Genomic DNA, 25158 nt, shown 5'->3' on the forward strand with positions numbered 1-25158 from the left:
TGCTGTATAAATCCCGCTTCTGGAAATAAGGAAAAAAATAAATTCTAAGGAGGGGAGCGAGTAAACTCATGTCCACTCACTTTATCATAATATCATCCTCAATAAAAATTCCTGTTGCAAAATACAAGCTGTTCTATTCAATCACACTTAAATTCCCATTTTATAATCATATTGCTTCGCCTTATCCGGTTTTGCATTTTCATAATTTGTCGGAATAAATGGCTTTTGGGATCGTTCCACTTTAGAAACGAAAGCAAACTGATTAAACTTTTTTTCAATCGCATCAATATCCTCGCGATTAACATAAATAACAGCATATCTATGTTTTTTAGATACATGAATAAGGTGACCATGTTTTTTTAGTTGTCTGACATTTTTCATATGTTGAAACCAGACAACAATTCCCTGCCTTTCTATCATGCTGCCATCCTCCCTTTTGTTTATATGTATAAAACGAAACTTGATATAGTGGAATGTTTTTTCCACTATATCCTAGTTGAATTGATCAGGAAATGAAATGACCGTTTTTATCCTAATCATATTAATAAATTTCTTCTATATTCTATGGCGAAAATTACGGATATTCATCCTGTGACAAAGCAGGGTGTCTGCTCTACAGAACCTGCATGATTTTGTTATGATGCACAGCCGCAAGCTCCGCCACTGCCGCAGCCACAGCCGCTGTCTGTCAATGCTGCACCATCTTTAGGTGCTTTTATCTGCTCACTGACACTCTCAGCTACAAACTGGCTAATTTCATCCAAAAGTTTTTGCAGATTTCTTTCAGCAATTTTAAAAGCGGCTACTTTATCATGCATATCCATATCACGCTTTTTGGAACGCACCTGCTTCATAATATCATAATAATCCGGATGATACCTGCCGAACCGCTGTACATCTTCATAATGCTCTTTAACATCGGCAAATGTTTTAATTAGATTCTGCGCTTCCTTATCTTCATCCAGGGCTTTCTTTGCTGATTGATATTGTTCCATTACATCGGATTGTAAAATCATTTTTCCAACAAATTCCGATTCATCTAATATATCTACATATTCCATTGTAGCAATCATTTTCACACCTCCGCGAACAAACAAATAAATGTAATAAAAAGAGATTATCTCTTAAGTAAGGTTTATGCCATTAACTATTAAAATAGATGTTATTTAGCTTAGCTTTATTATTAATCCTTAATAGTTATCCTTTTTATCATACCATTTTATGATTTGAAAGAAAACAGAGGCGACTTCTGAAAATTAAACAATATAAATTATTGAAAATGGTTTTAGAGGGACTGGTAACCACAGCAATGTTGTCCAGTTAACGTGGCTGCTACTGCAGGTTATGATAAGCTGAGTCACCTTAGGTTTCAGAAAAACACTGCTCTTTCCGAAACACTTGATATACTGGCGTCGGCGTTATAACGCCGACGTCGATTTCTCAGCCTGCAATGAGGTTATTTGTTCTTTTGGCTTTAATCCTTCATCGATTTAGCCATCTCCGCAAACATTCTTACCATTTGTAATTGATTCGAGAAGTTATTTACTTTTTGGGGAAATGTTTTTCCATAAAATTTCTTTGCTTCTTTTTTTAGTTCGGTAAGACGATTAGGATCTCGCATCAAATAGCGATACCATATCGGATGATACCGGACAAATTCTGCAATATCTGGATTTTGTTTAAGATAAGTAATTACTTCATTATCCATTTTATCCCCTCTAATCTCTTCTTAATGAAAAAGGAGCATTAGGTGCCTTATTAGCAGAAGGCTTTTTAATATCACCAATCATTTCCTGGACAGTACCAATAGCTTTACTTAACTGCTCAATTTGTCCTTGTACCTTTTCTGTATCTAAATTTTGTGTGTAGTCCATAATCTGCCGGATAAGATCAGAATGATCCGTTTTCTTGCCTTTTTTGCTTTCTTGATTCTCCGGTTGTGTATCAATATCAGGTTCTTCGGTTTTAAATTCTTTCCAGAAAGGATCATCTTCATCTAAAATTGCCCACTTCTCATAAAATTCCTGCCATCCCCTGCCACTTTTTCTGATTTCCTCTAATAACTTAGGATGGCGATTCACAAAGTTTTTAAATGCTGCAACACTGGGATGTAATTGATTCATTCTCTCACCGTCCTTTTTTACAACTTCCTACAATAACTTATGTAAATTGCTTAAAAATGTGCTTATGACTCAGAATCCAAAATGTAAGCAGGGCCGTTTTTAACAATAGTTATTGATCCAAAAATATTTCATTATTTTTTAGCATAAATAAAGAAGTCAACAATCCTGATGACTTCTTTTACTAATAAGTATATTAGAATGGCTTTCCTAAAAAGTTCTGAGTGTAATAAAATCGATATACTCCGACTCCAAGATAGCTGTATTCATCACTTAATAATGCTTCCCGGTGACTTTCACTATTTAGCCACCCCTCCATCGCAGCAGGAGCATCCGGATACTGTGCAGCGATATTCTCTCCAGCCGCCACGTAAGCAACCTGTCTCGCCTCCAGCCGTTCTTTTAATCCATCCCCTTCTAAACTGACATGGGAAAAATAATCATTCTCATACATGTCCCTGCTATGATCATACGCAACCAGGCTGACCTGGTCATCCCACTCTAAACGAGGTAAGTCTCGCTGGTAACGCATAATATTAGAGATATCAAGAATTTGCTGTTCCATTCCAGTCTGAATTTCTCCCCATTCTTCCTCACTGAATTCAGGTTGTTCAGGCAGTTCGCCCCGATACTCAATTTCATATGGTCTCTGTAATAAAAGTGCATCTCCAGTAGAGATTCTTACTGAAGAAAGTGTTTCTGTAAATGTATCAAAATAGAATTGAATAAATGTATTATCGCTTATTTTTACTAAAGGTCTCATCTGAAGATCTTCTGTAGTTAATCGGAAAGTAAACGAAGAATTATCATCAGAATAGTCTACTTCACTTAAAAAAGGAAATTTATCTGCTATTTCCACATAACTAGCACCTGATTCTATTGGGGAAATCTCCAAGTCTTCTCCGATAGCATAAACTGATACAATCTCATCTCCCAAAACCCCAAACTGCCCATATTGGCTTTCCGAGTTATTATATACATACCATTCATAATTATATGCACTAACATCAATCCTATCCGGTTCTCCCAGCTCATCCGTAAGCTCCGTTGACGTCTTTCCTATCCATTGATATAAATCGCCTTCTAAATTCATCTGAGGAAGCTCTGCTGCTGTTCCCTTGGATTCTATTGAATCTTCATCTTCAGTCAAATGTGTTGTTACTTCCCTTACAATTTCTTTAGGTGATGAACTTATCTGGTTAATAACAATAAATATAAGGAGTGCAATAATCATGATTATCATAATATTACGAATCATTTTCATGATTTAACCCCCATCCAGCAGACAAATATATAATTGAAAATCTACTTATCTACTTTATACCCTATTGTTTACTATAGTATACTTTCAAAGTAAATTGCCGGTACTTGATATATCAACAATTCTTTATTATGTACGTATAAAAAAACGCAATGATTTCAGCTGGGTATTGATTACTGCGCTCTTTAGTGGGGCGAGTAACCACAAATGTTTCCGGTACCCTGACCTAGTTCCAGCCCAATTAGAAATAATAAAAACAAGGCGACGAGTTTTTACGGGCAAACTGTTACAAGATATTGCCTGCTTCCACGTAAAATAAGTGATTTTAACAAAAGTTCGTTACCTCGCCATTTATCGCTTAAATCACTTTTTGAACATCATATATAATCCATTATAAAGCAAAAACACAAATAAATGTATCTAAACTATCTAATTTTAACATGAACTTGGAATTATAAAATTAAAATGTAAGCAGATGTTTAGAAAAACAAGAAAAATATTTGTTTTTAGTACTTACTCACAAAAAAGAAATTGGATAATATTAAACTAATTGTTGAATCTATCTGCTTCCTTATTTCATGAATGTAATAAGGTTAGTATCCTTTTTGTTACTTTGTAATGAAAAGCTTTTATAGTTTTCTAAATTTATTTGATATAATTTTATCAGAACCTAATTTATCAATTGCTTTCATATAGATCTCTTGATAAGTATGCCCTTTCTTTACTATCATCAACGGTTTCTATTGCATCTATTACTGTTTCGTATTATCCTTAAATTAAGCAGAATATTTTTGATGAGGTGAAAGTATAATGAGATTTGAAAACACAGGGATAGAAGACACGGTTATTGATGTTCAGGTATTGGATCATGTAACAGCTAATCTGGCGTTTATCCGTGCAGGACAATGGGATTATGAACGTGTTACTTATGATTACAAAATTGGCTCCAACGAAAAAAACATTACATACTATATTCGCGTACAAGGATATGCTATCGATGGGGATGTCGATAAACGCAATGCTGTTATTAAATTAATTACTCCTCTCCTCGGTAAACATTATTATCCTCATGGAGTAGAGTATGGCGAGGAAGAGAACTTTCCTGAAAGCGTTGTAGAAAGAGCAAACACACTGCTTGCAAAACTTAGTGAAGAACTTCAGTATTACAAGAAATAATAAAAAAAGAAAGTCAAATGAAACACAACGAAAAAGGATACAATGCTTATGTACAAGCATTGTATCCTTTTTTAAATTTAGTCTATATCAAAGCGGAAATGGTATCCTATAAACCTAAAATAGCTTTAATCATACTCGTCGTTTCACCTGGATCGTACATTACATACAAAAAGATATAAACGAGAACTCCCGTAATTGCTGTAAAAAACCAAATAATACTTGTTACGGGACCAATCTTACGATGCTTCTTAATATTCCTTTTAAATGCTAGAACAAGCGTCACAATTCCAAATACAGCACCGACTGTTGCTAAAACAATGTGGAAAATCAGGAAAATAGTAAAATAAGTTTTTACATCATCAGGCCCGCCAAAGCTTGTATTTCCTATAAATACGGTGCGTGACACATAAATAATAAAGAAAAGCAGTGCACTGACAGCAGCTGCTATCATCACTTTTTTATGCTGCTTCCTTTTATTTTTGATAATTAATGCCCAGCCGATTGCTACAAGTATTGCACTTAAAGCAATAAAAAATGTACTTATTGTTGGTAGTAAATGCATTTCTTTATCCTCCAATATTTCTTTAAATATGTATTTAAAAAGATTATAAAAACATTCCTGCACGCAGAAAAAAGCGTTTTTCTTTTTCAAGGAACGCTTTTTTCACTCAGGGAAATTACTATTTTCTCTAAGAAAAGTAAGCTGGTTGGTTTATATATAATAAAATGATTTCCAAGCCTGCTTTTTAAAGCAGGCAAGTCCCGGTATAAATTCTTTTTATAACCCTCTTGAACACTTTTTTAATGTGATTCTGCTGTAGTTGGCGGCAGCGGATCTATTTTATTACTTTCCCCTCTAAACCATGAAAAGATAACAACTGCCAAAATAGCTCCATAAGTAAATTCCTGCATAATCTTCATTATAATACCGCCTAGCTGCTGATCCTCTAACGTACTAATCGGCGTAAACATTTCTGGTCCAGTTAAACCAGGAGCAAGTCCCTGTAAAACATTTCCCGGTACACACAGACTCATCGCCTGCATCCATGCGCCTCCCTGCGTATACGTGGCGTAAAGCGGTTCAGGAGCAAAAATAATCAATGCACATGCCGGTGTTATTAACACACTGTTTGCGAAAATATAGCCTATTTTCAATAAAGGCTGCATGCGGTCAAATTCCTTCAATGGAGACAGTAACGGAAATATCATGAAAAAAGCTGCAATAAATAGCACTCCATGCACAAAGAAATGAATGACTGGCGATGACTTCGCAAACTCAAAGAAAACAGGTACATGATACACAGAAAATAAGCCATTAAATACTAATAATGATATTAAAGGTTTTGTTCCTATTTCTACAATAGGTTTAACGAAAGGCCGGTTAATTACTATTTTCCAAAACCAGACTGGTATTCCTACAATTATTAATATTGGAACAACAAGCAAAAAAATCGCCATTTGAATCATATGAGCAGTCAGTGTTATATGTGAAAGTAAATCAATTGGCGCACCTTTAACTAAGTATAAACACAGCAGTGCAGTATAAAAAGAAAATTGCTGCTTCACAGACGCTCTATCGTGGCCGCCAAACTTATACCGGTATGGACCTGTAATTAGAAAATAAGCTAAAGCAACCAGAACTATAAAAATCATAAAGTAGGGACTCCACAATGCGCGAAACCCAAATATTTGTATATCTAACCACATACATAATCATCTCCACTTTAGTCTGCTCTGTCTATTATACCTTAAAACAAATAAGAATTCTCTAGTAGGATTGTGACGATTTTAAAACATATCTATATATTTCTCTATCTTAACATATGTAAACCAAAGAAACTGAAAACTCACGGGTTGCCTTCTCATCTTTCAGCATTCAAATCTCAACATGAATTTCCTTAAATAAGAATTAATTCAGTAAAATATTATATTTAAAAACGCTATGATGATTAATGAATCATCATAGCGTTTTTTAATTGAGAAGAGTTGAATTATACTATCTCTTGCTTACCACCAAGTAATAACCGTAAATGTTAATGCTACCATTACAGTAATGAAAACTCCTCCATAGATAATCTGGGAAGGTACTTCATGCCCTTTGTCCTTTAAGTGCATAAAGTAAAAAAACTGAAAACCTACCTGAACAAAAGCAAGGAGTAATATTATTGGAATAACGTAAGTAGATGGTACTTCTAACATCACAAGAGCAAATGCAACTAAGGTAAAGAAAATCATTAAAGCAAAACTGACTACCATTTTTTGCATTTCTTGTTTATTCTTTTGCTTTTGGAACGAATTAATTTTTCTTGTACTCATTTCATCCGTCATAAATTAACTCACCATCCCCATCAGATAAACAACTGTAAAGATGAATACCCATACTACATCGATAAAGTGCCAATATAGCGCAAATGTATTAAATTTAGGTGCATTATACAGATCCAGTCCCCGTTTCGCATTACGTACCATTAACGTGATAATCCATGATAATCCAAATACAACGTGCCCTCCATGGAACCCGACTAAAGCATAAAAGGCTGACCCGAATGCTGAAGATCGGAATGTAAACCCATAATCATGAATATAATGCGCAAATTCATAAATCTCACAGGCAAGGAAACCAATGCCCAATAATGCCGTAATCCCCATCCACAGCTGCATCTTTTTAAAGTCATTATTTTTCATGTGATAAATTGCATACACACTAGTTAAAGAACTTGTTAAAAGTAAAATAGTCATTAAAAATACTAACCCAAGGCCGTATAAATCCTGTGTTGTTGGTCCACTTGCATTAGAATTTTTCAAAGCAAGATATGTTCCAAACAGGCAGGCAAAAAGAACTGTTTCGCCACCAAGGAATATCCACAAACCCATAAATTTATGTTTTCCTTCAGTTGTTGCTTTTGAAGGATCTTTGGGCATATTCTTTGGATCAATGGAATGATCATGACTCATATTAATCACCCACCCTTTCTAGTTCTTCTTTAGAGATATGATGTCCGTGGTCATCTTTTAATGAACGGGTCAGCATACTGATCAATGCAATTGCCATTCCTGCATATACAGCAATTAACCAGTATTTGTTTCCTGTTTGATAAATAAATCCATAGGAAGCAATAGTAAACCCGATAGTCATAATTAAAGGAAGAATTGATCCATTTGGCATATGAATTTCATCCACAGGCTCTGCTGGAGTCATTTTTTTATTTCCTTCCATTTTTTCAATCCATAATGGATCCAATCCACGAACTAACGGCAATTGTTTATAGTTATAATGGACCGGCGGTGATGAAATTGTCCATTCAAGTGTACGCCCGCTTCCCCAAGCATCGCGAGGGGCTTTTTTACCTTTGATGGTTGTGTAGATTATATTAATCAAAAATACAATAACACCAAATGACATAAAGAAAGCACCAATGGAACTAATTAAGTTACCTGTATCCAACCCTTGATTTTCCAAGAATACCCAGTAACGACGCGGCATACCCATTAAACCTAAGAAATGCTGAATAAAGAATGTTAAATGGAATCCAACAAAGAATGTCCAAAAAGATATCTGCCCCAGTCCTTCATGTAAATATTTTCCAAACATTTTTGGCCACCAGTAATGCAGTCCAGCTAATATACCAAAAACTGTTCCTCCAACAATAACATAGTGAAAGTGTCCGATAACAAAGTAAGAGTCATGATATTGGTAGTCAGCAACAGCTGATGCAAGCATAACACCTGTCATTCCTCCAATAGTAAATGACGGAATGAAAGCCAACGACCATAGCATTGCTGAATTGATTTTAATGCTGCCTCCCCAAAGAGTGAACAGCCAGTTAAATATTTTAATTCCGGTCGGCACAGCAATTGCCATTGTTGCAACGGCAAAAATAGAGTTTGCAACTGGTCCCAGACCTACGGTAAACATGTGGTGAGCCCACACCATAAATCCTAAGAATGCAATTAAGAAAGTCGCAAATACCATTGCTGTATATCCAAACAAACGCTTCTTAGCAAATGTAGGGAAAACCTCACTAAACACTCCAAATACCGGTAAAATCAAAATGTATACTTCCGGATGTCCAAATATCCAGAATAGATGCTGCCAAATTACGGCGTTTCCACCTAATGCAGCATCGAAAAACGCAGAACCAAACATCCGGTCAAACATCATTAAGAATAATCCAACCGTCAATGCAGGGAAAGCAAATAGTATTAAGATACTAGCTACAAATGTAGTCCATGTAAACAACGGCATTCTCATATAAGTCATACCTGGTGCACGCATTAATACAATCGTAACAATAAAGTTAATACCGCCCATTAATGTTCCTGCTCCAGATAATTGCAGTCCCATAATATAAAAGTCAACACCATGACCCGGAGATTGTATTGATAATGGAGCATAATTAGTCCAACCGGCATCAGGTGCACCAGTAAACCAGCTAAGGTTTAATAAAACTCCTCCAAATAAGAATAACCAGAATCCTAAAGAGTTTAGAAATGGAAACGCAACATCACGCGCTCCGATTTGCAGCGGCATAATAAAGTTCATCAATCCTAATAATATTGGCATTGCTGCAAGAAAAATCATGGTTGTGCCATGCATGGTAATCATTTCGTTATAAAGACCTGCACTAATAAAATTATTCTCTGGTGAAATTAATTGAATACGAATAATTACAGCTTCAAGACCACCCAGCAAGAAAAAGAATCCTCCCCCTGCAAGATAAAGAATACCGATCTTTTTATGATCGACAGTCGTTAGCCAATCCCATAAGGTAGCCCCGAAACCCCTTTTTTGAGCACTAGTCATACCCAAATTTTAAACCTCCCTTTTATAACTGTCTTTCATGTTTTAATCTCCTGCACTTTCAGGTGTAATTTCTGAAGGCTGCAGCTGCAATAAATATTCTGCAATACTTTCAGCTTCATCCTGACTAAGATCCGGATACTGACCTGTCATTTTGTTTCCCGGCTTGATAGATTCAGGATCCATAATCCAATCAACCAGGTTTTCTTTATTATGTTCTAAAATACCTGCAACCCGGGAACGATCTCCAAAGTTAGTCAGGTTCGGTCCAAAAGGTCCATTGTTCTGCGGACCAGCTTCAATACCAGAAGCAGCCGAATCTGTCGCATGGCAGTTCATACAGTTATTAGCTTCGAATAACTCCTGCCCTTCTTGAGCTACAGCGTTTTCAGGTTCTGCATCAGCATCAACATTTTGCATGTCATTAACCCATTCATCATATTCCTCTGGTGAAACAGCAATGACTTTAAAGTCCATCAATGAATGTGAAGGTCCGCATAACTCAGCACACTTACCCCAGTATACACCCTCATCATAAGCTTCGATGTACATGGTATTTACGTTCTCTGCGTTAACATCCATTTTACCCGATATTGAAGGGACCCAGAATGAATGGATAACGTCAGAGGAGAGCATATGTAAATAAACTCGCTCACCAGTAGGGATATACAGGTCTTGACTTGTTTGGATTTCTTCTCCGGCATACTCAAAATGCCACCAATATTGATTTCCTTTTACGTTAACATTGATGAGTTCATCTGCCTTAGAATCATCTGCCAAATCAAATGTTGCCAGAACAGTAGGCACAGCAATAACTAACACCAAAATAATTGGAATGACTGTCCATATGACCTCCAGCTTGTGATTTCCTTCCACTTGTTTAGGAACATAATCTTCCTGTCCTTTTTTCCTGCGAAAACGGACCAGTGTAATCACATAAATCACCATAACCACAACGAACACGCCTGTCATGATTAATGTGGTCAGAATAATCAGATCCATGGATTTCTCTGCCCCATACCCTTTAGGTTCAAGTGCAGTCAGATTTTCGATTCCGCAGCCGGCAAGAAATAATGCAAGTAGCGTGAATACGAAAAATACTTTGGTTTTTCCCATCCAACCTCTCATGTAAGAATACCTCTCTTTCTTCTTGTTCTTTCCTTTTTATATTTTAATTTTTAAGGAATAACAAATCATTAATTAAATATCGGCAGTGTGACGATAATCATTAACGGAAATAAAATGGTTAAATAATTCAAAGAAAATATAAATACTAGATTAGCCCATTTCACATCTTTTTCCGTAAATAACCCCATAAAACCTATCACTAGCCAGGCAATATTTAATATTGTTGCCACAATGGTAAATGTCAACCCTAATGCAGGCATTAAGAAAAACGGCAATGGTAAAAGACAGGCAATATAAACAGCAATTTGTCTTTTAGTTATTTCCATACCTCTTACTACTGGTAACATTGGTACACCAGCCGCCTGATATTCTTCTTTCTTTTTCATTGCTAATGCAAGAAAATGTGGTGTTTGCCATATAAACATAATAAGACACATTACAAATGGAACCACATGAAAAGAAGGGTCAACTGCTGCCCATCCAATTAGAGGAGGCATTGCACCGGATAAGCTTCCAATAGCTGTGTTTAAAGTATACCTTCTCTTTGACCACATGGTATATAAGACTACATAGCCAATCCAGCCAATAAAAGCAAATAATGCTGCATACCAGGTAGTAAACATTAATACTGCAAAGCCAAGGAAACTTATAATAATTCCTGTTGTAAGCACTGCCCGCAATGAAAAGAATCCAGTTACAGTAGGTCTTTTCTTCGTTCTAGACATCTTAGGATCAATATCTACATCATACCAATTATTAATAATACATCCGCCGGCAATAACGAATGCACTTCCGATTATCATCAGAAGAAAGGCTCCCCAATAATCACTAAAGGAGGAGTTTGTTAAAGCGATGGCCACTAAAAAACCTGTTATTGCTGTAATTAAATTTGAATTTACAATTCCGATTTTTATAAGCGCCTTCACTTCTGACAGAAAAACAGTTACTTTTTGTTTGTTTGAAATAGTCGTGTTACCGATTAATTCCGAATAAGTCATATCTACTTTATCCATAATTTCCCCCCTTCGCACCAGTAGGAAGACATAATAATAAACAGAATACACGCGTTTGATTCTATGTACTCCGTTTCCTATCTAATTATAGCATGGATTTCTTTGACAATCTAATGAACTTTGAATATTATATTACAACAATTTGAACATCCAGCTAATAAGGAGATCGGAAAGTAGATAAAGAAAACAAATTATGTATATTTTCTATTTTTTTAGAACTTTAACTGTTCTTCTGCATACCCATCCATACTATATTTCTAGCAAACATAACTGAATTATGCAAGCTTTTTTTATTTGCTGATGAAAACTTTCAGAAAACATGATAGTATTAACAAGGGTTCGTTTATTATACTCTCTGCAGGCTGAAAACTGCCTTCATAACATGGATAGTTTTAGAGGTTGTTATATTTTGTTCAAAATTGGAAAGCGTTTCCCCCAGTATTTTTGGTAAACTGGAGATACTGTATATTTTTACATAGAAGTGAGGTTACATAGATATGTTGAAAAAACTAAAAATACTATCTGTGATAACGACCATAGGAATGCTTCCTCTTCTTCTCGGAGGAGCACTTGTTACAAAAACAGGTTCAGCAGATGGATGCGGAGACAGCTGGCCGCTTTGTGAAGGAGAATTTCTTCCTGCCAACCTGCATTTTGAAATGATAATCGAGTTAAGTCATCGAATGGTCAGTGGCGCAGTTGGTATATTAGTACTTTTACTTGCAATACTATCCTGGAAAGCATATAGAAATTATAAAGAAGTCATTTTCTTGAGTTTGTCTGCTTTATTTTTTATTATTGTACAGGCGCTTGTTGGCGCAGCTGCAGTTGTGTGGGGACAATCTGACTTTGTATTAGCTACACATTTTGGGATATCTTTAATTTGTTTCTCTTCCGTTTTTTTACTTATGTTATTATTCTTTGAAATTGATAAAAAGTTACATACAGAAGATATCCATATTAAAAAGCCCCACCGGATTGAAATCTATGCAATTTCTATTTACACCATGTGTGTAGTTTACAGCGGTGCATTGGTACGACATACAGAATCAAATCTGGTTTGTTCGGACTGGCCGTTTTGCTTCAACTCTGTGCCCTTTTCTATTGGAAGCTATACATTTAATCAATGGGTACAGATGGGACACCGTTTTGCAGCTGGAATTTTATTTTTGTGGACCATCTTCTTAGCGCTCCGCATGATAAAGAAGTATGGTGACAATAATGTTATGCGGTGGGGCTGGATTATAACGCCGGCACTGATTGCACTTCAGGTTATATTTGGAGCACTTGTAGTCTTCACGCAGCTTAATCTGTTTATCGCATTAATGCATGCCTTGTTTATCACATGTTATTTTGGAATGCTAAGTTACTTTATACATTTGTCATTCCGAAGCAGCAGAAAAGAAAAAGAATAGAATTTAACATATGGCTTAACTGTAAAACGAAAGGAACTACTGTTAAACAGGGTCCTTTCGTTTTTATCCTATAGTTGCGTATTTGTTCTATTAATTATTTAAAACCCAGGCGATGCGATTGCTTTATCTGGAATATACTTTTTGTTATGTAGAAAACATTCTAAAATTACTGTATTCTATTCGTCATATAATCACTCCTATAACATTACAACACCCCTGGCAAGCCTGCCAGGGGTGTTTATTTTGCTTATTCAAATTCGATTAATAAATCATTTACTGCAATAGAGTCTCCTGCCTGGACATGAATTTCTTTAATCACACCATCTAGCGGCGCCTGTACAGAGGTTTCCATCTTCATTGCTTCATTTGTCATTAGATGCTGTCCTTTTTTAACAGTATCTCCTTTTGCGCAATGAATTTCAAGAACTGTTCCCGGCATTGTTGCCCCTACATGATTTGGATTTGATTTATCTGCTTTCGGGTTCGCTAGAATAGCAGACTCTATATTATTATCACGAATCGTGATCTCTCTGGATTGACCATTTAATTCAAAATAAACAACACGTGTACCGTCTTCTTTTGGTTCAGAAATAGTAACTAATTTAACAATCAATGTTTTACCTTTTTCAATTTCTACTTCAATCACTTCACCAAGTTTCATTCCATAAAAGAAAGTCGGCGTATCTAATACAGACATATCACCATAGGTGTTCAAGAAATCTTGGTAATCTTTGAATACTTTCGGATAAAATGCATTAGAAATTAAATCATGGCTGTTAACCGGACGATTCAATTCATTATACAGTGCATCACGCATCTCTTTAAAATCTACATCCTCTAACAACTCACCAGGTCTGACCATAATAGGCTCTCTATCTTTCAAAATCAGTTTTTGCAGTTTTTCCGGGAAGCCTTGATATGGTTGTCCAATGTACCCTTGCGCAAATTCGATTACAGAATCAGGGAAGTCAATGGATGCACCTTTTTCATAAATTGTTTCCTCATCTAAATCGTTTTGCACCATAAACAGTGCCATATCCCCCACTACTTTAGAAGATGGAGTAACTTTTACAATATCTCCAAACATATCATTCACTTTACGGAACATATCTTTTACTTCATTCCAGCGATCACCAAGTCCGACAGCCTTTGCCTGCTGCTGCAGGTTACTATATTGTCCACCCGGCATCTCATGGTGATAAATTTCGGTATGCGGAGCCTTCATACCACTTTCAAAATCTTTATAGTACTCCCGGACACCTTCCCAGTACTGTCCAATTTCCTCATATTTCTCGATATTCAGCTCCGGCTGGTATTCCGTTCCATCTAATGCATAATATAGTGACTGCGCACTTGGCTGTGATGTCATTCCAGACATGGAACCAACAGAAACATCTACTGCATCCACACCTGCTTCAATTGCTCTTGAATATGCATAAACACCGTTTCCGCTTGTGTCATGTGTATGCAGATGAATTGGAATATCCACTGTTTCTTTTAGAGTGCTGATCAGCTGATACGCTGCTTCCGGCTTCAGTAATCCTGCCATATCTTTAATTCCCAGAATATGGGCACCTGCAGTTTCTAATTCTTTTGCCATATTTTTATAATAATCAATATCATATTTCGTTCTGCCTGTATCTAAAATATCACCAGTATAGCAAATAGCAGCTTCCGCAATTTTATCTGTTTTACGCACATTATCAATTGCTACCTGCATGCCTTCTACCCAGTTTAAGCTGTCAAATATTCGGAATACATCTATACCAGCTTCAGCGCTCTTTTTCACGAATAATTCAATAACATTATCAGGATAGTTCTTATATCCAACCGCATTGCTTGCACGCAGCAGCATTTGGAATAATACATTCGGCATGCGTTTTCTCAGCTGCAGCAACCTTTCCCAAGGGTCTTCTTTTAAGAAACGGTATGCCACATCATACGTTGCCCCGCCCCACATTTCTACAGAAAATAGGTTTGGAAGTAATTTTGCTGTCGGCTCTGCAATGTGAATTAAGTCATTTGTACGTACACGTGTAGCTAATAATGATTGATGTGCATCACGAAATGTCGTATCTGTTAATAATACCTGTTTCTGTTCTTTCAGCCATTTTGCAAGCCCTTCAGGACCGCGTTCATCTAAAATTTGTTTCGTCCCCGGCTGTATCTCTATATTTTCAGTGTTAGGGATAAACAATTTATCAAAATCCGGCTTTTCTTGTTTTTCAGCACCATCCACACCATTTAAAGTCGTATTTGCGATATACGTCAGCATTTTGGTTCCGCGGTCACGCCGTACCGGGAATATAAATAATTCTGGTGTTTTATCAACAAAAGTCGTATCATATTCCCCTGATAAAAATTGCTCGTGAAGCATAACATTTTCAAGGAATGGAATATTTGTCTTAATTCCTCTAATACGGAATTCCTTTAAGTTACGTACCATTTTAATTGTTGCCTGTTCAAAGTCAAGAGCCCAGGTAGAAACTTTAACTAATAATGAATCATAGTGAGGTGAAATAATTGCTCCCTGATATGCATTTCCAGCATCCAGACGGACACCAAATCCGCCCCCACTGCGGTATGCATTGATTTTTCCTGTATCAGGCATGAAATCATTCAACGGATCCTCAGAAGTTACACGGGATTGAATAGCGTATCCTTGCGTTGTAATTTTGCTTTGTTCCGGTATGCCGACCTCTTTATCGTGCAATCCAAAACCATCAGCAATTTTTATCTGTGTTTGAACAATATCAACACCAGTAATCATTTCAGTGATTGTGTGCTCCACTTGAACACGTGGATTCACCTCGATAAAGTAAAAATCATTATCAGTTACAAGAAACTCAACTGTACCTGCATTAATGTAGTCAACATTTTCCATCAAGTCTACAGCTGCCTGACAAATCGCTTCTCTTAAATCATCATTTAGCGACAGGCTCGGGGCAACTTCAATTAATTTTTGATGACGCCGCTGTACGGAACAGTCTCTTTCATATAAATGAACAATATTCCCTTGCTTATCACCAATAATCTGTACCTCAATATGCTTTGGGTTCTCAATTAATTTTTCAACATAAATTTCATCATTGCCAAAGGCAGCCTTTGCTTCTGATTTTGCGCGGTCATATGCATTTTCCACTTCATTTACATCCTGAACAACACGCATTCCTCTTCCACCACCGCCAAGCGATGCCTTAATAATAATTGGGTATCCATGCTCGTCTCCAAAAGCTTTTACCTCTTCTAAAGATTCAACCGGACCATCACTTCCCGGAATAATCGGCAATTTGGCAGCCAGAGCTTGTTCTCTCGCTTTTACTTTATCTCCGAACATATTTAAATGTTGGCTGTTAGGACCAATAAAAATAATGCCCTCTTCTTCACAACGTTTTGCAAATTCAATGTTTTCAGAAAGAAATCCATAACCTGGATGGATAGCATCCACATTTACTTCCTTTGCTAAAGCTATAATTCCTTCAATATCCAAGTAAGCATCGATTGGCTTCTTCCCTTCACCGATTAAATATGCTTCATCCGCTTTAAACCGGTGAAACGAATCAGAATCTTCGCTGGAGTAAACAGCGACTGTACGGACATTTAACTCCGTACAGGCGCGAAATACACGTATAGCAATTTCTCCTCTGTTTGCAACTAATACTTTATTAATCTGCTTTAAGTCTGTCATGCTTTACCACCTCTGTATGAATTAATAGATTTTCTTTGAAATAAGCCAGATTTGGGTGCCAGCTCTTCCTTTTCAATTTCTTTCTTATTAACCTGCATAGCTATATTGTTAAGAATTCCCATGGCTATCATCATGAACAATAATGAAGATCCTCCATAGCTAATAAATGGTAAGGGAACACCAGTAATTGGCAGAACCCCGCTAATGGCACCTAAATTAATAAAGGTTTGAATTCCTACCATTGATGCAATTCCAAGTGCAAGCAAGGATCCAAAACTATCCTGGCACTTTCTTGAAATATATAGTCCTCTAAAAACAATTGTTGCCAATAGACCTAAAACGATGGCCACACCTACAAAACCAAGCTCCTCTGCAATAATGGCCATAATAAAATCTGTATGACCTTCTACCAGAAAGCCAAGTTTTTGAATACTCTGGCCTAGCCCTTCTCCTGTTAATCCTCCATTACCAATTGCAACATACGATTGAATTAATTGATAACCGTTTAAATCCGGAGAATTAAATGGCTGGTAGGCTCCTGTAAAACGGGATAATCTTTCCTCTGTTACCATATTCGGAATTGCAAACGCCAGTAAGACCAGTCCAGCAAAAACCAGAAGAAACAGATGCCTCCATTTAATACCAGAAGCAAAAATCACGGAACACGCCATTAGAAAAATGATGGATGCTGTTCCGATATCAGGCTGCCCTACAATCAATCCAAGGACCAATGCAGTGATTATTAGCGGAGGCAATACACCTTTACTAAATTGGTCTAAGTATGCCTGCTTTTTAGAATATATAGCAGCCAAATAAATAATTAAGCCGAGCTTGGCAACTTCAGCAGGCTGTAAGCTGAATGGGCCAAAACGAAACCAAGATCTTGCATTATTTACTGTATCCCCAAAGAAAAGAACAGCTACCAGTAACACAATACAAGCTATAATGATTAGCTTCATCAATCGCTGGTAAGTCTGGTAAGGCAGGAAAGATATGATGGCAAAACCGATAAGCGCAACAATAAAGAATATTGACTGTCTTATAAGATAATAATTGCTGTTAAAACCATCTACAACAGCTACTACCATACTTGCACTATATACCATTACTACCCCAAAACCAGCTAATAGAATCGGCGCAATCATCAATGTGAAATCGAAGTGTTTCCAATTTTTTAACATTATATTTTTCTCCCAGTCATTATGTAAGATTAAGAGATTTTTAACAGTATATCATAATATCTATAGAGCTGTTATTATTTATCTCTCTTTTGCCAGTATACATTTTTTAACATATTTTAAACAATAGCGAGCTCTAAAAGATTTAAAAAGAGCTTCAAAACTTTAGATTATAAGCTTCAAATCTCTTCTTGGGCTAACTTTTGTTACAGATGTCTTTATTTGTAATGCTTTTTTTGAATACGCTTTAAGCTGTCCTTATGTTCTGCGCGGCCTCCTGTTATACTATAAAAAAACCTTGCCGCTCTTTCAATTGGCAAAGTTTTATTTTAGTACTGTCACAGTTACAGGCAGTTATAATCACAATGTGCTTTGTGAGGCCTCATGTAGTATATTAAGCTTTTTCTCCAGATTTCCTAATAGATTTCGTCCCTCTTCTTCTGTAATTAATTCTAGGCGAACGGCAAAATCAATCTCTCTAGATAAGCCAAACATCTGTGTATCCAGTACGTCCTCATATACAGGACATTGTGGCATTGTTAAATTTTCTATCTGAACCTCGATTAAACGAAGTATCTTTTCAGCATCAGCTTTTAAAAGAGCGTGGGCTTTTTCACGGTGATTAATCGTTACATCAGGCATCAATATAATCCCCTCCGCATTTATCATTCTTGATATAATATTATCGCTACAAGCGCAAAAATGCAAATCTAATTTAAGTATATTATTAAAATTACTCTGTTTATATCCTATTAGTACGTATTCAAAAAGTACAATGAAAAGGACCAGTCGATCAGGAAAACGTCGTCCTGGGACGCAATTGCTCACCCTATCAAAAAGCTCAGCAGCGCACTTTGCACGTGTTGTGTCGGCTTATGCGTTACCCGCATTGCAGGTGTTTTTAGTACAAAATTCTCTTATCACCGCGTCATTTTTACTGGATTTTTTGAACATCCTCTTTTATCCAATCTAAAATAGATGAAAGTAACTCCAATCTTTGCTATTGTTATAAACAGAAAGAATATGCACTGTACTTTTGATGAAGAGCGGGTTTATTCTTCATCCGTTCTCCCGCATGAAGCTTTCTCACATCACTGTACATATTGTAATTAATTTAGGGGGATAAGATAACATGATTGTAATGATTAAAGGAAATGTCGGGTACCCTATCACACTTGATCCAACTGTATGGATTTTTGATGATAGAAAAATTGAACTGGAAAAAGCTTTTATAGAAAGAGAAGAAAACAAAGACAGTGAATCCATTTTTCAGAAACCTCCCGTTAACAGAAGCATCTCTAAAATGGAGGGGGAAGAATACTTAAAGAACAGTTATGTGATCCCATTACATGACTTTCTTAATAATGCTGAACCTAAGCCTAATGCTAAAGAAGCCGAATTCATTAAAAACAATGGAAAAAATGAAAAAATATCATTAGAAGATGCAAAAAACGGCTACTTACTTTTCTCTCAAAAAGGTAAGCCCCTGCGTGAAGATGGTCCTGTACACTTTTATTATAAAGATGGCTCTAATCAGGATAATCCGATTAAACACATTAAGGAAATTCATATACACTAAATTATAGTTTTCCTTATATATTATTTTAAAGCTTCTGCAGAGAAACATTTTTGCAACACGTACTTTATGTAATAATTAAGCCTGCCTGCTGAATGCTGATAGTTTAAGCAAATTAGCAGGCAGGCTATTTATATTATTCATCTTCCTTGGACAGCTGATACATTTTATCCTTTTTTTCGTTGTAATACTGCACTCCAAATTGTGATCCTTCTGAAACCATTTTAGCATTTTCCAGCTGATCTAATTCTTCATCTGAAGACTCATCAGGTTTTCCCGCATTTTCAAAAACTCTCAGCGTACCTGAAACTGATTTTAATTTTTTCCGTTTTTTTCTATCTGACAATAATACCCCGGCAACTCCTGCTCCGACTGCTCCTAACGCTGATACAACATATCTTTTTTTCATATAATCACCCTTTCAAGATTCAGGCATTTACTTTAATTATATGATTCCCACTTTTCACCTTTTCAAACTTTGATTATTTAAATTGGTTTTAAAATTATGCTATACTAATAAAAGATATCGTTTTACTATTTTTGTCGAATTGGGGTGAAAAAATGCAGGTTAAATGCACCATATGTGATAAAGTAGAAGAAATAGAAAATGATTCGCCACACGCAAAAAGATTACGTAACCGCAGAAAAAATATTCATTTATGCACTCCATGCTATAAACGCATTGAAGAGAATACAAAAAAAAGGCTGGATACAGGTAAGTTTCGTTTCTACCAGGAAACAAAGAAAGTAGATGACTACTTATAACCCGTCGTAAATTTTTTTATCAGCTAAAAAAGCAGAGATCCCAAAATGGATACTCTGCTTTTATTATTGCGTATACAATATGCCAGAAATTCTTGCTGTAATCTGTGTACGTTACGAGCTGCTTTCCTGTACATCTTCCCGATCTTTTCTTTCTCGATGCAATCGAAATCGATAAATTCCCAGTACAAATATTATAATAACTAAACACTCCACGGTAGGCATTCTCATTACTGTTGAGAAGATTGTTACAACGAATGTACCAATCATCAATAATATGTATACAATCATATTTTTTAAGACCGGGAGCTTCTTAGCAAAGCCCAATTGATAAGCTATTGCTGAAAGAATTAAATTAATTACATAAAAAATCCAAAAGATATGCTCTGTTCCATTCATTTTAAGGATATACTCTAATACCATTATTCAAACGCCACCTTATCTTTACACTCCCTTTATCATACTAAAAGTGCTTCCATATGACTAGAGAAAAATATAAAATTATATGTCTGTTTTTTGAAGTTCTCCGCGCTATCCTTTATACTATTCTGTGGACAGATAATAAAGGCGGTTGAAAAATGAAAAAATTAGACATTCCAATGCTGTTATTAGCATTTCTAGTAGTTCTGCTATTTATTTTAGTTGGGCTGGCTATTGCTTTCCGAAGTGTTTGGGCTATCATTTTATGTATTATATTGGCATTTTCTACATTCGGATTTGCAATGTCTTACAAGAAAAAAAGGAAGGGATAATTATTTCCTTCCTTCCTTTATGAATTCTACGATAGATTGATGAATTGCCGGATTTGCAACTAAAGAAGATGATCTTTCCAAAGGATTCCAAGGATTTCCGTCAATATCTCCTGCAATACCGCCTACTTCTTCATTTAATATAATTCCTGCAGCTACATCCCACGGTGAAAGACTTAAAGCAAGATAAGCATCTTGAACTCCTTCAGCAATATACGCCAATTCTAATGACGCAGAACCGTGTGAACGTGTTCCTCTCACCTTGCGCACAAATTTTTGCATCACTGGATAATCTACCAGTTTATTCTCGCATAACCAAAAATGGTTCATACCGACAATAGCTTCTTCCAGCTTTTTCTCCTTGTCCAGCGGCGCTAATTTTGTATTATTTTTAAAAGCTCCTTCTCCACGTTTAACATGATATAATACATCACCCATAACATCATAAATAAAACCAATTTCACCCACGCCATTATGTAAAATACCAATAGATATGGCGAAAGTTCTCTTTTGATGGACAAAATTCATTGTTCCGTCAATCGGATCGATAATCCAAATTGTTCCATCAACTTCAGATAATGTATCTCCATATCCTTCTTCACCGATAATATGATGTTCTGGATAATATTGATGAATACGGTCTACAAAAAACTTTTCCGTCTGTTTATCGAGAACAGTTACTAAATCATTCGGATTTGATTTTGTTTCGATACCCAGCGGCTCATCCATATGTTCACGAATTAAATTTCCTGCTTCATATATCCAATTCTTTGCTGTCTCATAAATTTCTTGTCTTTGCTGCTGATTCATTATACATCGCCTCCAAAAACTTCAAGTAAGCTTATTTTATCAAACTCCTGTCCATTAGACCAATCCTAAACTTTTTAGTCAGAGTTTTTATCAACAAATAACCCTAATACGCCTCTTTCTTATATAGAAAGCTGCACTATATTAGGGTAAGCTAATCTCATATTAATCCATCAGAGCCATCCATTGTTCACTAAGCTGCTTTAATCTCTCTTTGGATTTAATTATTTGTACAGTATCCTCATCCTGCATAGCCTCGTACAATGTTGCCAATTCATAATCAATCTCTAATTTGATGACAGGGAGACGTTCTTCTGCTTCTTTTCGCCGGAGAGCTTCCATAACATATTTCATCCTATCACTCCTTAACGTGAAAACATATTGATTACTTTCGTTTCATGTATGTGCTATATATTATGATTTACAGAATAAATTGTTCACCTAAAATAATAAAAACAATTTATTGTTATCTGTCTATTCCCTCTATTTGATGAATTAAAACCTGCTTCTGGTCCGGCTTGACTTCTTTCTACAGATAAAGAATAATAATCTATATCAAAAAAGGTATGCAACATTAAAGAAAGGGTGTCATTTGTGAAATTACATCATTTTAATAAAGAAGATTTCCAAACATTTTTAATCGATGGCTTAGACGAGCGTATGGAAGCTATCCAAAATAGAATACAGCCAAAATTTCAGGCGATAGGTGAAGAGCTCGTATCATATTTATCAGAAAAGACTGGTCAAGAGCTATATTTACATATTGCAAAGCATGCACGGAGAACTGTCAATCCGCCGAAAGATACCTGGTTAGCCATTGCTGATAACAAGAGAGGCTATAAAAAACATCCTCATTTTCAGGTTGGATTATTTGATGATCATTTATTTATTTGGCTTGCACTTATCTATGAATTACCAAACAAGCAAAAAATTGCACAGAACTATTTAGACAGCTTTACTGAAATAAAAAGTCTTCCAAAATCATTTGTTGTCTCACTGGACCATACAAAAAAAGATTCTATTTCGTTAGAAGAGTTATCTCAAAAGGATTTAGAACGTTTCCGGGATGTAAAAAAAGCCGAGTTCTTAATTGGTAAGCATCTTTCTTATGATGATCCTATTTTACAAAACGATAAGGAGCTGTTCACCACCATAACAAAAACATATGAACAGCTGCTTCCTCTTTATCAATTAGCAATAGACAGCAGAGATGCATAAAAATAGCCCCTAAATTTTAGGGGCTATTTTTATGCCATGGTTATCAATGCTTCTTCCGACTCCCTTGCTTTTTTCACAACATGGTAGCTGGAATATCCGGAAGACCGTTTAAATTCCTCAAACAATTGCTTTTCTCTGCTTTTCGAAGGAACAATTTCCTTAAAACGACGATATAGATGAAGGAGGTCTGTACGTCTGACTTTTTTCTCGTATGCCTGTTCAATTAAAGAGAAAAAGTTCACTACATCAATAATTTCCTGCGTCGACCACGTCTCATCCATTGGATATGCGTAATTCATTTTTACACCTCTTTACTCCATTTTTCCCGAATCTGATCCGCTTCATGTATAATGGAGCTTATTAAATCTTCCACGCTTAAAATTTGATGAATACGGCTGGCCCCTTGGCCAGCCCATCCAAAACCTGCCGATTCCTCACCTGACTGAATATATTTTTGATTTACCTCTCCACTAATATAATCTTTTAACTTCTCATAATTATTCCCGTACTTTTCTTCCAAAGAAAGAATATTTTCTGTAAAAGAACTGCGTAATGCTCTGGCCGGAGTTCCTAACGAACGTTTTATCACAACAGTGTCTCCTTCATCTGCAGACAAAATCGCTTGTTTATAATTTATATGCGTGTGTATTTCCTTTGTTGCAATAAACCTTGTTCCCATTTCAATTCCCTCTGCACCAAGAGCAAGTGCGGCCATTAAGCCTCTTCCATCAACAATACCGCCAGAAGCAATTACCGGGATTTTAAGCGCATCAACGACATGCGGCGTTAAAACAATGGTACCTGTATCACTTCTGCCCAAGTGACCTCCACCTTCTTGTCCAACGACCATCACTGCATCTGCGCCTAATTCCTGGGCTTTTTGAGCCTGCCTTGAGGATGCTACCAAGACAAGTGTTTTTATGGAGGAATTTTTTAACATATCTAAAACACCAGCCGGGTTTCCGCCAGTAATAGAAACTACTGGGACTTGTTCATCGATGGCAACCTGCACCATGTGTTCAAATTTTCTGCCGTGCTGCCCAATTGCAAAATTTACACCAAACGGCTGAGTGGTCAGCTGTTTTACCTTATGAATTTCTTTTTGCAGACTTTCTGGAGTCGGTAAGCTCATCGCAGTAATTTGACCAAGCCCTCCAGCATTACTAACTGCTGCTGCAAGATCAGCATAAGCCAAATATGCCAATCCGCCCTGAATAATTGGATATTTAATATTTAACAGCTTTGTAATTCTCGTTTGGAACACAGTCTCCCCTCCATCTTTTTAGTCTATGGTTTCAATTAGATCTGGATCAACAATCTCATAGCCTTGTTCTCTGAAGCCGTCAATTACATCACCTAACGCTTCATTTGTCCATTCCCGGTCGTGCATAAGAATATTGGCGCCAGACCTCAATAAAGAGTGCTCCTCTCCAATTTCAGGAGCTTCTCCGCTAATCAGAGCTTCTTTCAGCTTGTCTGCATCTTGATACGGCTCAAAATAATCAAAACCATACGTCCAATTCATTAACACCATTCCTTCTTGCTCAACTACTTCACGAGAATGATCTGTATTCATCCCATGAGGCGCTCTGAAAAAAGCAGTCCGTTCCCCAATAATTTCTTCTACACGATCATTCACTGCTATAATTTCCTCTGTCTGCTCCTCTTCAGAAACATCAGGCAGCACCACATGCGTATTTGTATGATTTCCTATTGGAAAGCCCATTTCATAAATTTTTTTGAGCTTCTCTGCTCCTTCTTCGTCATCAATAAAATGACCATTAACAAAGAATATAGCCTTTGCATCCTTTTCTTTCAATGTTTCCGCCATCTCTAAAGCATTCTCATCAGGTGCATCATCAATTGTTAACAGTACTACCTTTTCCTCCGCATCATCAATAGGTTCTATTGATGATGTTTCTTCGGATATGTAATATTCCGGCTCTTTTTCTTCTGCCGCTTCGTCCTGTTCTTTATCTTCATCTGTTCCCTCAGACTGTGCAGATGCATCGTTTTCGTCAGTATTTTCTTCTGCTTCTGTGTCTTCTGTTTGGTCCTCCGCTTGCTCGCCGGTGCTGTCTTCATTATCATCACCAGAGCTGCACGCAGAAAGAACTCCAATGACAACAATTAACATAAAAATAACACTGCTTTTCCTTAACATTCTACAAAAACCTCCACGTTTCATAATAGTTTACTAGTTTTATTATAGGATAATATGTTACAATGAGCAATCGTACGGCTTGCATAGAAAACATAGAATAGC

General features: G+C 36.4%; 28 protein-coding genes. 6 read left to right on the top strand and 22 right to left on the bottom strand.

The window, feature by feature from the left end:
* Window positions 1–147 precede the first annotated feature (147 nt).
* The 5 genes from MHH51_RS15070 to MHH51_RS15090 all read right to left on the bottom strand — a co-directional run bounded on the left by MHH51_RS15070 (window position 148) and on the right by MHH51_RS15090 (window position 3384).
* Entirely contained in the window at window positions 148–420 is a 273-nt protein-coding gene (locus MHH51_RS15070) for a DUF2129 domain-containing protein (RefSeq protein WP_147209638.1), read from the bottom strand.
* Between the two features lie 215 nt (window positions 421–635).
* Entirely contained in the window at window positions 636–1073 is a 438-nt protein-coding gene (locus MHH51_RS15075) for a YlbF family regulator (protein ID WP_156986032.1), read from the bottom strand.
* Window positions 1074–1474: 401 nt separating this feature from the next.
* Window positions 1475–1708 carry a YlbE-like family protein gene (locus MHH51_RS15080; protein WP_339282419.1) on the bottom strand — a complete coding sequence of 78 codons (234 nt, stop codon included), beginning with the start codon at window positions 1706–1708 and terminating at the stop codon, window positions 1475–1477.
* A gap of 10 nt (window positions 1709–1718) precedes the next feature.
* Complete coding sequence (ylbD, locus tag MHH51_RS15085; RefSeq protein ID WP_147209641.1) at window positions 1719–2123, bottom strand: spore coat protein YlbD; 405 nt, start codon at window positions 2121–2123, stop codon at window positions 1719–1721.
* 193 nt (window positions 2124–2316) lie between these two features.
* Entirely contained in the window at window positions 2317–3384 is a 1068-nt protein-coding gene (locus MHH51_RS15090; RefSeq protein ID WP_147209642.1) for a CAP domain-containing protein, read from the bottom strand.
* A gap of 807 nt (window positions 3385–4191) precedes the next feature.
* Here MHH51_RS15090 and MHH51_RS15095 point away from each other — a divergent pair.
* Window positions 4192–4557, top strand: a complete 366-nt coding sequence (locus tag MHH51_RS15095; RefSeq protein WP_147209643.1) for a YugN family protein — start codon at window positions 4192–4194, stop codon at window positions 4555–4557.
* A 106-nt stretch (window positions 4558–4663) separates the two neighbouring features.
* On the opposite strand, the gene MHH51_RS15100 is transcribed toward MHH51_RS15095, so the two are convergent.
* The 7 genes from MHH51_RS15100 to cyoE all read right to left on the bottom strand — a co-directional run bounded on the left by MHH51_RS15100 (window position 4664) and on the right by cyoE (window position 11499).
* The gene (locus MHH51_RS15100; RefSeq protein WP_147209644.1) at window positions 4664–5119 is read right to left on the bottom strand and encodes a DUF420 domain-containing protein; all 456 of its coding nucleotides are present in this window, start codon (window positions 5117–5119) and stop codon (window positions 4664–4666) included.
* A 239-nt stretch (window positions 5120–5358) separates the two neighbouring features.
* Window positions 5359–6264: a cytochrome c oxidase assembly factor CtaG gene (gene ctaG, locus MHH51_RS15105; RefSeq protein ID WP_339282420.1), complete on the bottom strand. Its 906-nt coding sequence runs from the start codon at window positions 6262–6264 to the stop codon at window positions 5359–5361.
* Between the two features lie 300 nt (window positions 6265–6564).
* Window positions 6565–6885, bottom strand: a complete 321-nt coding sequence (gene ctaF, locus MHH51_RS15110) for a cytochrome c oxidase subunit IVB (protein WP_156986030.1) — start codon at window positions 6883–6885, stop codon at window positions 6565–6567.
* 3 nt (window positions 6886–6888) lie between these two features.
* Window positions 6889–7512, bottom strand: a complete 624-nt coding sequence (locus MHH51_RS15115; RefSeq protein ID WP_147209647.1) for a cytochrome (ubi)quinol oxidase subunit III — start codon at window positions 7510–7512, stop codon at window positions 6889–6891.
* Window position 7513: 1 nt separating this feature from the next.
* Window positions 7514–9367: a cytochrome c oxidase subunit I gene (gene ctaD / locus MHH51_RS15120; protein WP_147209648.1), complete on the bottom strand. Its 1854-nt coding sequence runs from the start codon at window positions 9365–9367 to the stop codon at window positions 7514–7516.
* Window positions 9368–9403: 36 nt separating this feature from the next.
* Window positions 9404–10486, bottom strand: a complete 1083-nt coding sequence (coxB, locus tag MHH51_RS15125; RefSeq protein WP_147209649.1) for a cytochrome c oxidase subunit II — start codon at window positions 10484–10486, stop codon at window positions 9404–9406.
* 68 nt (window positions 10487–10554) lie between these two features.
* Window positions 10555–11499, bottom strand: a complete 945-nt coding sequence (cyoE, locus tag MHH51_RS15130) for a heme o synthase (protein WP_339282421.1) — start codon at window positions 11497–11499, stop codon at window positions 10555–10557.
* A gap of 497 nt (window positions 11500–11996) precedes the next feature.
* Between cyoE and MHH51_RS15135 the strand changes: the two genes are divergently transcribed.
* On the top strand, window positions 11997–12914 hold the full coding sequence (locus tag MHH51_RS15135; protein WP_339282422.1) for a heme A synthase: 918 nt from the start codon (window positions 11997–11999) through the stop codon (window positions 12912–12914).
* Window positions 12915–13161: 247 nt separating this feature from the next.
* Here MHH51_RS15135 and pyc read toward each other — a convergent pair whose 3' ends face one another.
* The 3 genes from pyc to MHH51_RS15150 all read right to left on the bottom strand — a co-directional run bounded on the left by pyc (window position 13162) and on the right by MHH51_RS15150 (window position 18422).
* Entirely contained in the window at window positions 13162–16602 is a 3441-nt protein-coding gene (gene pyc, locus MHH51_RS15140) for a pyruvate carboxylase (RefSeq protein ID WP_339282423.1), read from the bottom strand.
* Complete coding sequence (ftsW, locus tag MHH51_RS15145; protein ID WP_147209653.1) at window positions 16599–17783, bottom strand: putative lipid II flippase FtsW; 1185 nt, start codon at window positions 17781–17783, stop codon at window positions 16599–16601. The genes pyc and ftsW overlap by 4 nt, the downstream gene beginning before the upstream one ends.
* Before the next feature lie 357 nt (window positions 17784–18140).
* The gene (locus tag MHH51_RS15150; protein WP_077601049.1) at window positions 18141–18422 is read right to left on the bottom strand and encodes a YlaN family protein; all 282 of its coding nucleotides are present in this window, start codon (window positions 18420–18422) and stop codon (window positions 18141–18143) included.
* Between the two features lie 490 nt (window positions 18423–18912).
* Between MHH51_RS15150 and MHH51_RS15155 the strand changes: the two genes are divergently transcribed.
* The gene (locus tag MHH51_RS15155; RefSeq protein WP_339282424.1) at window positions 18913–19359 is read left to right on the top strand and encodes a hypothetical protein; all 447 of its coding nucleotides are present in this window, start codon (window positions 18913–18915) and stop codon (window positions 19357–19359) included.
* A gap of 133 nt (window positions 19360–19492) precedes the next feature.
* Here the strand turns inward: MHH51_RS15155 and MHH51_RS15160 are convergent, their stop codons facing one another.
* Window positions 19493–19765: a hypothetical protein gene (locus MHH51_RS15160; RefSeq protein WP_339282425.1), complete on the bottom strand. Its 273-nt coding sequence runs from the start codon at window positions 19763–19765 to the stop codon at window positions 19493–19495.
* Between the two features lie 152 nt (window positions 19766–19917).
* On the opposite strand from MHH51_RS15160, the gene MHH51_RS15165 reads away from it, so the two are divergent.
* Window positions 19918–20121 (top strand): YlaI family protein, encoded by a 204-nt coding sequence (locus MHH51_RS15165; protein WP_147209657.1) that lies wholly within the window; start codon window positions 19918–19920, stop codon window positions 20119–20121.
* Between the two features lie 111 nt (window positions 20122–20232).
* On the opposite strand, the gene MHH51_RS15170 is transcribed toward MHH51_RS15165, so the two are convergent.
* Window positions 20233–20541, bottom strand: a complete 309-nt coding sequence (locus MHH51_RS15170) for a YlaH-like family protein (protein WP_339282426.1) — start codon at window positions 20539–20541, stop codon at window positions 20233–20235.
* Window positions 20542–20696: 155 nt separating this feature from the next.
* Between MHH51_RS15170 and MHH51_RS15175 the strand changes: the two genes are divergently transcribed.
* Window positions 20697–20870, top strand: coding sequence for a DUF5325 family protein (locus MHH51_RS15175; protein WP_186813573.1), 174 nt, complete (start codon window positions 20697–20699; stop codon window positions 20868–20870).
* Here the strand turns inward: MHH51_RS15175 and MHH51_RS15180 are convergent, their stop codons facing one another.
* The gene (locus MHH51_RS15180) at window positions 20871–21677 is read right to left on the bottom strand and encodes an inositol monophosphatase family protein (RefSeq protein WP_147209659.1); all 807 of its coding nucleotides are present in this window, start codon (window positions 21675–21677) and stop codon (window positions 20871–20873) included.
* A 162-nt stretch (window positions 21678–21839) separates the two neighbouring features.
* Window positions 21840–22028 (bottom strand): hypothetical protein, encoded by a 189-nt coding sequence (locus MHH51_RS15185; protein ID WP_077601043.1) that lies wholly within the window; start codon window positions 22026–22028, stop codon window positions 21840–21842.
* Window positions 22029–22268: 240 nt separating this feature from the next.
* Here MHH51_RS15185 and MHH51_RS15190 point away from each other — a divergent pair, with 240 nt between their 5' ends.
* Window positions 22269–22892, top strand: coding sequence for a DUF1054 domain-containing protein (locus MHH51_RS15190; protein WP_156986025.1), 624 nt, complete (start codon window positions 22269–22271; stop codon window positions 22890–22892).
* 29 nt (window positions 22893–22921) lie between these two features.
* Here the strand turns inward: MHH51_RS15190 and MHH51_RS15195 are convergent, their stop codons facing one another.
* From MHH51_RS15195 to MHH51_RS15205, 3 genes are read right to left on the bottom strand one after another with little or no spacing between them, the layout of a single operon-like run.
* Window positions 22922–23191 (bottom strand): UPF0223 family protein, encoded by a 270-nt coding sequence (locus MHH51_RS15195; RefSeq protein ID WP_147209662.1) that lies wholly within the window; start codon window positions 23189–23191, stop codon window positions 22922–22924.
* A 2-nt stretch (window positions 23192–23193) separates the two neighbouring features.
* A complete protein-coding gene (locus tag MHH51_RS15200) occupies window positions 23194–24156 on the bottom strand; it encodes a nitronate monooxygenase (protein ID WP_147209663.1) in 963 nt (320 codons plus the stop codon).
* 18 nt (window positions 24157–24174) lie between these two features.
* A complete protein-coding gene (locus tag MHH51_RS15205) occupies window positions 24175–25056 on the bottom strand; it encodes a polysaccharide deacetylase family protein (protein ID WP_339282427.1) in 882 nt (293 codons plus the stop codon).
* Between the last annotated feature and the right edge of the window lie 102 nt (window positions 25057–25158).

The organism is Oceanobacillus sp. FSL K6-3682 (assembly GCF_037976165.1).
Classification (GTDB): Bacteria; Bacillota; Bacilli; order Bacillales; family Amphibacillaceae; genus Oceanobacillus; species Oceanobacillus sojae.